This window comes from Bacillus sp. UNC41MFS5, from assembly GCF_000686805.1.
On the sequence record NZ_JMLP01000048.1, the window covers coordinates 1 to 2,405 of the forward strand.

The 2,405-nt window shown below is 38.8% G+C and carries 2 protein-coding genes; both read right to left on the reverse strand.

Annotated elements, in window-relative coordinates; genetic code table 11:
- The coding region (locus BR30_RS33725) for a hypothetical protein (protein ID WP_035445676.1) at positions 1 to 1,489 on the reverse strand (1,489 nt) is incomplete at its 3' end.
- A 143-nt stretch (positions 1,490 to 1,632) separates the two neighbouring features.
- Positions 1,633 to 2,405, reverse strand: a 773-nt coding sequence (locus tag BR30_RS33730; RefSeq protein WP_035445677.1) for a PBSX family phage terminase large subunit, incomplete at its 5' end; no start/stop codon positions are given.

Sequence of the window (2,405 nt, forward strand, 5' to 3'; positions counted from 1 at the left end):
ATGCTAGGTCAAATACTGTGTTGGCAGTTGCACCATTCACAAACTTAACTCTTGCATATCTGAAATGAACATCAGATGAAAGGATTGCCTGTGTGTTTGCTACAACAGCCACAGATGCCATTGTTCTCCATGTAGAACCATCTCTTGATTGTTCAAGGGATAAAGTACCTGCTTGGTCAGCAAATACAGTTGCTTTGTGTGTGTTGTACTCATGGTTTCCACCAAAGTCCAAAGTAACACCAGTAAATGTTGCTGAAATACCTTGTGCAGTTGTTGAATCAGTGAATGAAACAACCCTGTCTAAGTCAGCACTACCATCTGTTCTTACCACTGCTGTGCCAAGATAGAATGCAGTCTGTGCTGTTGCACCATTGACAAATTTCACTCTGATATATCTTGTTACAATTGGGAAGTCATAAGTTCTGAAGTTTGTGTCAGAAGGCACTGGTCTTTTGTGTGTTTCTCTCCATGTGCTGTTGTCATCTGATTGCTCAATAACAAGGTGTCCATGTGTTAAACCTGCTAAATGGTTGACCACTACTCTGAATCTGTTGGAATCAAGTGTTGAAGTACCACCTGCTGTTCTTGTTGAACCAGTGTAAGATGTAGAAACACCTAAGTTAGTAGTTGTGTCCTTGTACCAAGAACCACCCATTGTACCTAAGTTAGCTGAAACAGTACCTGTCACAGTTGCAAAGATACCTTGACCTGCTACTGCATTACCTCTACCTGCTGTGATTTCTGCTGTTAATTCAGCAAAGTCAATTGCAGTGATAAACTGGAATTTAAAATCAGTTGCTGTTGCAGGGGCAGTACCCAAGTTCTTTGCTCTGATTCTGATTTTGTACAAGCCATTAGGGTCTGGAATCTGTTGGTGTCTTACATAAGAGTTAGACCTACCAGAAGATGAATCCATTGCTCTTTGGTGAAGCCAAACTTCATCAGAGAACATTTCAATTTCAGCTAAGTGATAAGCTGTTGCTGATAATGTAGTGACTGCACCAGAACCAAGTCTAGCCATACCACCATTTTGTACTTCATAAGCATTAGTAGTAGTTGTTGCTGATGTTGCATAGTCATATTTCCAAGCAACTGCACCTTGTCCATCTGCTACTAAAGTAGTTGGGTTGACTGATACTAACTCCAAGTAAAATTCTTGGTTAGCAATCTTTTGAGATAGCATTAAACCTGCAATAACTCTTACAGGGTCAGTGAATACTTCCTTTGATTGCAAGATGGTTTCACTGTTGATTGTGATACCTGTGTTAATCTTTAGTTCTCCACCTGCTACTGTGATTGTGTGACCAGAACCTGTCTGGATAATATCCCAATTGGTTGTGGTATTAAGAGATGAACCTGTAAAAGCATCTTTCCACTTCTTTTGAAGGGATTTTACTTTCATCATGTCATCTGCTGAATCATAAGCATTGGTTAAATTGACATTTTCAGCATAATCACCACTAGGTAATTGTTTGTAATTGTTACCCATTTATTTATTTCCTCCTATAAATGTATTTGTTTAAAAATAAAAATGGACATGGAATAACCATGCCCCTCACTCATAAGTAATACTGATAGTCTATACTAATACAGAATAGTATTACATAGTAATGTTACATAACAGTTAATAGTTTACAAGCCAAACAAGGCTTTGTTGATGGCAGTCATCTTAGACTGTTTCATGTGTGCTTCTAGGCTGTATCTGAGTGCATCAAGGATGTGGTTGTGGTCATCAATAGGTGTATTGGTATACTGCCCTGTTGCCTTATCTTTCTTGAAAGCATACTGCTCTAATTCATCTGCTGTATGGACACAAGAAGGGTGTACCACAATGTCAAACTGCTGAATGAATTGAATACCATTCATAATACTTCCTGCACCTTTTCTGGCAGGCTTGATTCTGCTAATGCCATACCTTCTAATCTCTTCAATGGACTTCTGTTCTGCTGAATCAGCAATGATAAGCTGTTTGGAATAGCCTTTATCAGTGATTCTGTCTGCTATCTGGTTGTTGAGTAAACCTTTCTCATACAGTTCATCAAAGATGTATAGTTTCCTGTTGTCTAAGTCCACCAGTGAAGCCACAATGGTTGTTGGGTCATTAACAAAACCAAAGTCCATCCCAATTGCTGTGACAAGTTTAGGATTAGCCTGCACCAACTCATGTAAATCAAAGTCTTCTACCTTCCAGTTCTCATATACCTTCTTACCCATTACTCCCCATTTACCAAGTGCATATATCTCATATTTAAGTGGGTTTCTTTCCTTCATATCAAGAAGGTCATTGATGTATTCTTGGTCAAGGAATCTGTTATCAAGGTATGTGCTGTGACAAATGATGCTGTCTTCCATTGGATTATCAAAAAATTCATGTTTAAGCCAGTGGTTTGCACTGATTGGGTTGA